The 6668-nt window shown below is 68.9% G+C and carries 7 protein-coding genes; 3 read left to right on the plus strand and 4 right to left on the minus strand.

All coding sequences use genetic code 11. The features are described from left to right. On the plus strand, positions 1-291 hold a 291-nt coding region (locus tag AC04L7_RS10135; protein WP_475512934.1), incomplete at its 5' end, for a response regulator. A 2-nt stretch (positions 292-293) separates the two neighbouring features. On the opposite strand, the gene AC04L7_RS10140 is transcribed toward AC04L7_RS10135, so the two are convergent. Continuing rightward, the gene (locus tag AC04L7_RS10140) at positions 294-935 is read right to left on the minus strand and encodes a response regulator transcription factor (protein WP_296280971.1); all 642 of its coding nucleotides are present in this window, start codon (positions 933-935) and stop codon (positions 294-296) included. 48 nt (positions 936-983) lie between these two features. Then, positions 984-2222, minus strand: coding sequence for a flavohemoglobin expression-modulating QEGLA motif protein (locus tag AC04L7_RS10145; protein ID WP_475512935.1), 1239 nt, complete (start codon positions 2220-2222; stop codon positions 984-986). A gap of 104 nt (positions 2223-2326) precedes the next feature. On the opposite strand from AC04L7_RS10145, the gene gltS reads away from it, so the two are divergent. Continuing rightward, positions 2327-3529 (plus strand): sodium/glutamate symporter, encoded by a 1203-nt coding sequence (gltS, locus tag AC04L7_RS10150; RefSeq protein WP_435996276.1) that lies wholly within the window; start codon positions 2327-2329, stop codon positions 3527-3529. A gap of 224 nt (positions 3530-3753) precedes the next feature. Here the strand turns inward: gltS and rsgA are convergent, their stop codons facing one another. Continuing rightward, positions 3754-4887: a ribosome small subunit-dependent GTPase A gene (gene rsgA / locus AC04L7_RS10155; protein ID WP_435996274.1), complete on the minus strand. Its 1134-nt coding sequence runs from the start codon at positions 4885-4887 to the stop codon at positions 3754-3756. A gap of 91 nt (positions 4888-4978) precedes the next feature. Here rsgA and AC04L7_RS10160 point away from each other — a divergent pair, with 91 nt between their 5' ends. Continuing rightward, positions 4979-6259 (plus strand): pyridoxal phosphate-dependent aminotransferase, encoded by a 1281-nt coding sequence (locus AC04L7_RS10160; RefSeq protein WP_435996272.1) that lies wholly within the window; start codon positions 4979-4981, stop codon positions 6257-6259. Between the two features lie 124 nt (positions 6260-6383). Here the strand turns inward: AC04L7_RS10160 and AC04L7_RS10165 are convergent, their stop codons facing one another. Continuing rightward, positions 6384-6542, minus strand: coding sequence for a hypothetical protein (locus AC04L7_RS10165; RefSeq protein WP_435996270.1), 159 nt, complete (start codon positions 6540-6542; stop codon positions 6384-6386). Between the last annotated feature and the right edge of the window lie 126 nt (positions 6543-6668).

The following is a 6668-nucleotide window of genomic DNA, read 5'->3' on the forward strand; positions in this document are numbered from 1 at the left end:
GTCGGCCTGGCGGCAGGGCCCGACGACGCGCTGGCCGCCGCGGCACCGCATGCCGTACCGGACCTGCTGCTGCTCGACGTGCGACTGGGCGACACGGACGGCCCGACGGTGTACGCGCGCCTGTGCGAACGCTGGCGCGCCGTGCCGCCGGTGATCCTGGTCACCGCCGAGCACGACGACGCCTGGCGCTCGCTGGCGCTGCAACGTGGTTGGGGCTTCCTCGCCAAGCCCGTGAAGCCGGCGGCGCTGCGCGCACTGATGACCCAGTTGCACGTGCGCCGCGCGCGCTGAACTCAGGCGATCGGCGGACCCTCCGGTTCCAGCGACTTCACCAGCACCGCCGCCTGTGTGCGGCTGTGGCATTCCAGCTTCTTCAGGATCGCGGTGACGTGCACTTTCACGGTGTTCTCGGCCAGGCCGAGTTCGTGCGCGATCTGCTTGTTGAGCAGACCGTCCGCCAGGCACAGCAGAACGCGGAACTGCTGCGGCGTCAGCTGCGCCAGGCGGGCCGCGAGTGCGGCGTCCTGCTCGGACCGCTCGACGGTGAGCGGCGGGAACCACGCCCCGCCATCGAGCACCGCCGCGACTGCGGCGCCGATGGTGTCGGCCGGCGACGACTTGGGAATGAAACCGGCCGCACCGAACTGCTGCGCACGACGGATCACCCGCGGGTGTTCGTTCGACGAGATGACGACCACCGGCACCTCCGGATGTTCGCCACGGACATGCAACAGGGCGGAGAACCCGTGCGCGCCGGGCATCGTCAGGTCCAGCAGCACCAGGTCCGCCTCGGGGTGCGCGTCCAGCGCCTGTCCCAGGCCCGTGGCACTCGCGGCTTCGACCACGGTGGCGCCGGGCAGCGCCTCGCGCAGTGCGTGGATCACCGCCGCGCGGAACAGCGGATGGTCGTCGGCGACCAGGATCGTCGTGCTCATGCCGCCAGTGTGCCACCAGCATCGCGGGCCGCGCGTACCACTTTCCGGCTAGGCGTCCGTCGACAGCTTGTCCAGGCGGATCCGGTTGGCGAACAGCGAAAACGCCAGCATGCCCGCCAGGCCGTTGGCACGGCTGACCCAGCTCGGCAGCCAGCGCGGTGGCGCCAGCACGCCGTCATCGAACATCGGCTCGAACAGCGTCACGTCCTCCAGCGTCATCTTCCCGGCGAACAGGCGGCGGCAGACCCGCAGCCGGTCCTGCTGCAGCGAGCGGCGGAAGAACGTGTGCACGCCGATCAGGCCACGCAGGTAGACGGTGTCCTTGGTGAAGGCCGCGCCGCCGGAGGTCGGCACGCCCCGGAACACGCGCTGTGCGGACGAAAAGCTTTCCGCGGGGTTCTGCCCCGCATCGGTGAAGTAGCGGAATACCTCGACGAAGTCCGCGCCCGCCAGTGCCATCGCGACCGCCTCGATGCGCAGGCTGATCCGCTTCATGCGTTCGATGTCGATGCTGCCGGTGATCTGCTCTGCGAAGGTCGCCAGTCCTTCCTGCGTGGCGGTGACGCGCGGAGATGCCAGCGCCAGGCTGGGCAGCACGGCCTGCTCGCGGCCGTTCAGGGCGGTGAGCGAATGCACCAGCGCTTCGTGCTGCAGCAGCTGGCGGCGGTCGTAGTCGCTGAAGGCGGCCCCGTGGCGCAGGCGGATGCGGGTGGCGCCGGCGGCGGCCTTCGCGATCAGGTTGCGGTCCAGCTCCACGGTGATGACGCGGCCGTCGAAGAAATCGTCCAGGTCGGCCTGCAGCTGCAACTGCAGGGCCGTGGCCGAGACCGGGATCTGCTCCTCCGGCGACRGCAGCTCGTGGTCGAGCTCGTTGGCGATGGCGATGAAATGGCCCGCCGCATCGCGCGTGGTCGGTCCGTCGCCGGGCAGGCAGGCTTCCGGCGTGCCGAACAGTGCGATCGAGTGCGTGGTCACCGCCGGCGTGCCCAAGGCTTCCAGCAACTGCGCGGCGATGTCCCAGCTGTGCACGGAATCGCGCAGGTAGCGACCGAGCGGATGCGCTGCGTCGGCGGCCACCGCGATCGCGGCCAGTTCGCGGCGCGCATCGCCGAAGTCGAGACGGGGATAGTCGATCACCGGCCGCCGTGGCTGCCCACGCGCAACGCTGTCGAGGAACGGCGCCTGCACGTCCGCGGGCCAGCTGGCCAGGCTGAGCAGCTTGATGCCCCGCACGGCCCTGACCAGGCGTGCGTCCAGCGCGGCGTGATGGGCGATATCGGCGTGCATGCATCCCTCCCTGGCTCACACTTTAGCCCAGCGCACACCGCGGCCGGCACAAGCGCCCGTGGCTGGACTATGCTCGACCTTCTTCCATCGGTTGCGGGGGCAGCATGCTGGAACTCGATGCAGTACAGACGCTGGCCTTCGCTGGCCTGGCGCTTTTCCTCGGCTACGCACTCTGCCGCGTCGTCCCGCTGTTCTCGAAGTACAACCTGCCTGCGCCGGTGATCGGCGGCCTGGCGGTGGCGCTGGTGGTGCTGGCCGCCCGCAGCCGCGAGGTCACCCTGTTCACGCTGGACACCAGCCTGCAGGCGCCGCTGATGATCGCGTTCTTCACCACCATCGGCGTCAATGCCAGCGTGGCGCTGCTGAAACTCAGCGGCCGCCAAGTGGTGATCTTCCTGCTGCTGGCCAGTGGCTTCGCCATCGTGCAGAACCTGCTGGGTATGGCGGTAGCGATGGGCTTCGGCCTGCATCCGCTGTTCGGCGTGCTGGCGGGTTCCACCACGTTGACCGGCGGACCGGCGACCGGTCTGGCGTTCGCCCCGCTGTTCGAACAGGCCGGTGTCACCGGCGCCGAATCGATCGCGGTCGCCTCGGCGATGGCGGGCATCGTCTGCGGCGGCTTGCTGGGCGGACCGGTGTCCACGGTACTGATCCGGCGCCACAAACTCTACGGCGGCGTGCGCCTGGGCAAACCCGACGAATCCGCGGCCGAACCCACCGGTGCGCGCGATACGCCGGATTTCGCCACGCGCGAATCCGCGGCGCTGAAGAGCATCGTGGTGATCCTGGTGGCCATGTGGGCCGGTGCCGGCGTCAGCGCCGCCCTGTCCGCCGCCGGGCTCACGCTGCCCGCCTACGTCGGCGCGATGATGGTCGGTGCGTTGATCCGCTACATCGACGATCGAACCGGCTGGATCGGATTGCCGGTGGCGACGACCGACCTGATCGGCAACGTCTGCCTGGCGCTGTTCCTTGCGGTGGCGCTGATGAACCTCAAGCTGTGGGAGCTGGCCGGCTTGGCGGCGCCGCTGCTGGTGAACCTCGGCCTGCAGGTGGCACTGGTCGCGCTGTTCTGCGGCGTGGTGTTCCGGGTGATGGGCCGCGACTACGACGCGGCCGTGATGGGCGGCGGCTTCATCGGTTTCATGCTCGGCACCACGGCCAATGCGATGGCGGTGATGCGCACCCTGGTCGAACGCTACGGCATGGCGCCGCGCGCGTTCCTGGTGGCGCCGCTGGTGGGTGCGTTCTTCATCGACTTCACCAATGCGCTGATCATCACCGGGTTCATAAACCTCTGGAGTTGATCGATTCCTGAAGCTGATCGATCTCAAGGTGATCGACCGTCGAGATCCATCCGCCGTCATCCCGGCGCAGGCCGGGACCCAGTGATTCTGGTGTTTGGATGACGGTAGATTCGCAGCAAGGCGCTGGGTCCCGGCTTGACCAGCCATTCGGCTGTTGAATGCCGCCGGGATGACGACAAGGGCGCGTCACCACATCGAACGTTCCGCTCGCGTCACGCGAAAACCTAACGCTTGCCGTACTTGTCGCTGAGCCGCTTGTTCAGCGCCTTGTTCTGCACCTTGGCGTTGGCCTTGTCGGCCAGCCGCGAAGCGAGCTTGTCGGCCGCGGCGGCGACTTCGTCGCGCAGCTTGAGGTAGTTGAGGAAGCGGCCCTCGTCCAGCTCTTCGCGCTCAATGGCCGCGCGCACCGCGCAGCCCGGCTCGCGGTCATGCGAACAGTCGCGGAACCTGCACTGCTCGGCCAGCGCCTCGATGTCGGCGAAGCCGCCGTCGGCCAGGTCTTCCTCGCCGGTGGGCTTGAGCTCGCGCATGCCGGGCGTGTCGATCAGGCAGGCGCCTGCCGGCAGCGGAATCAGCGCGCGGTAAGTGGTGGTGTGGCGGCCGCGCGAATCGCTTTCGCGCACTTCGCCGGTCTTCATGCGCTCGTCGCCGATCAGCGTATTGGTGATCGTGGACTTGCCCGCGCCGGACGAGCCGACCAGCACCACCGTGTGGCCCGGCGCCAGCCAAGGCGCCAGCTGCCCCACGCTGGCCGGATCCTTGGCGTTGACGGTGAACACCGGCACGCCCTGCGCGGTGAGATCGGCCAGCACCTCGACCGCGTCATCGGCGTACTCGGTGCGGTCGGCCTTGGTCAGTACGACGACCGGCTGCGCACCGCCGCCGCCGACCAGCAGCAGGTAGCGCTCGATGCGGCGTGGATTGAAGTCGGCATCCAGGCCGCAGACGATGAACACCGTATCGATGTTCGCCGCGATCACCTGCTGGTGGTAGTGCTCGCCGGCCGCACCACGCTTGATGCCGGTATGCCGCGGCAGCAGCGCGACGATGCGCGGGCGCTTCGACGTCGCGTCTTCCAGCAACACCCAGTCGCCGACGGCAGGACGCTCGTGGGCGGGAAACCGCGGGCGCTGCCACTCCGGCAGCGACTCGGCCTTCACGCCGTCGCCGGGCGCCATGGCGACCACGTAGCCGGAGCGGTGCTGCTCGCTCACCCGTGCCGGGGTCGCGGTCGGGTGCGCGGCCATGGCGTCCCGCCATGCGGCATCCGTCGGTTCCCCCGTGTACGGCCAGCCGATGGCGCGCAGAAGGGTGACGTCGGACACGCTGGGGACGGGGGTTTCGGGCATGGCGCGCATTCTAGACGGGGGCTGAAGCCGGCGGGGCCGGGCAGGCTAAATATCCGTTAAGCTGGCCCTCCTTCCACTTCGTGCACCCTGCGGTCCCGCCATGTCCACCCCGCCCGTCAAACCGCTCGCCACGCGCGAACGCCTGTCCGAAGTCCGCTACGAAATCCGGGGCGAACTGGCACGGCGAGCCCGCGAGCTGGAGGCCCAGGGGCAGAAGCTGATCAAGCTCAACATCGGCAACCCGGGCGCCTTCGGTTTCCGTGCGCCGGAGCATCTGCAGCGCGCGATCGCCGACGACATGGGCCGCACCGATCCGTACACGCACCAGCAGGGCCTGCCCTCGGCGCGCGATGCGATCGCCGCGGCCTACGCCAAGCGCGGTACGCCGGATGCGCACCCGGACCGCGTGTTCGTGGGCAACGGCGTGTCGGAACTGATCGACCTGTCGCTGCGTGCGCTGCTGAACCCCGGCGACGAAGTGCTGGTGCCCTCGCCCGACTATCCGCTGTGGTCGGCCGCCACCATCCTCAACGACGGACGCCCGGTGTACTACCGCTGCGATCCGGAGAACGACTTCCAGCCCGATCCGAACGAGATCGAGCAGCTGATCAGCTCGCGCACCCGCGCCATCGTGCTGATCAATCCGAACAATCCCACCGGCGCCACCTACTCGCGCGAACTGCTGGAGCGCATCGTGGCGATCGCCGCGAAGCACCGCCTGCTGCTGATGGTCGACGAGATCTACGACCAGGTGCTGTACGACGGTGCGACCTTCGTGCCGGTCGCACCGATGGCGGGCGACGTGCCGTGCATCACCTTCAGCGGCCTGAGCAAGGTGCATCGTGCCTGCGGCTGGCGCGTGGGCTGGGGCGTGGTCTCCGGCCATGGCGATGTGGTGCGCGACTTCCTGCATGCGATGGACCTGCTCAGCGCGCTGCGCCTGTGCGCGAACGTGCCCGGCCAGTACGCCATCGACGCCGCGGTCAACGGCCCCGACACCATCAGTGCGCTGTGCGCACCCGGCGGCCGCCTGTACGAAACCCGTCGCGCGGTGATCGACGCCTGCGACGCCAGCCCGCACCTGGAGCTGGTCAACCCGGCCGGTGCGCTGTACGCGTTCCCGGCGGTGGTCGGCGATGCCGCCAAAGGTTTCGACGACCATGCGTTCGCGCTGGAACTGATGGAAACCGAAGGCGTGCTGGTCGTGCCGGGCTCCAGTTTCAACGTGCCGTACCGCCACCACTTCCGTGTCACCCTGCTGCCGGAAGCGGCCACGATGCGCGAAGTCTTCGCCCGCATCGACCGCGCCCTGTCGCGCCGCGCCGAGGCCGCCACCAAGGTGGTGCCGATCAAGGGCAAGTCGCGGCCCGCGGCGGCGTAGACGCTCGTAAGCGAGCGGACCCGTGTTCCCCGCCAGGTGGCTGCCGCTGCTCTTGTTGGCGTCCCCTGTGGCTGCGGACGTCGGTCGACCTCTGTCGCCGCTTGGCTCAGACATTGCCGCGACCTCAGGCGTCACGCTGCCCGATTGCGGTATCGCCGTCACGCCGGGCGAGATTGAAGCCGCGCTGCGGTGTGCCGATGCCGCTTTGCGGAACAATCTGCCATTCGTGGCCCAGGTTCGCATCGATGGAGTCGACTCCGTGGTCTGGCAGGCGGCGATCCAATTACCCTCGGGTCGAAGACTGCTGCTGCAACACGACAGCTTTGGCTTCGGTCGCAGGACCCAGGCGTCCTGCCGGACCTTTTCATTCACTGATGCGCTTCTGCCGATCCGGTGTGAGCACTAACGG

It is taken from the genome of Pseudoxanthomonas sp. LjRoot204_2 (genome assembly GCF_056175765.1).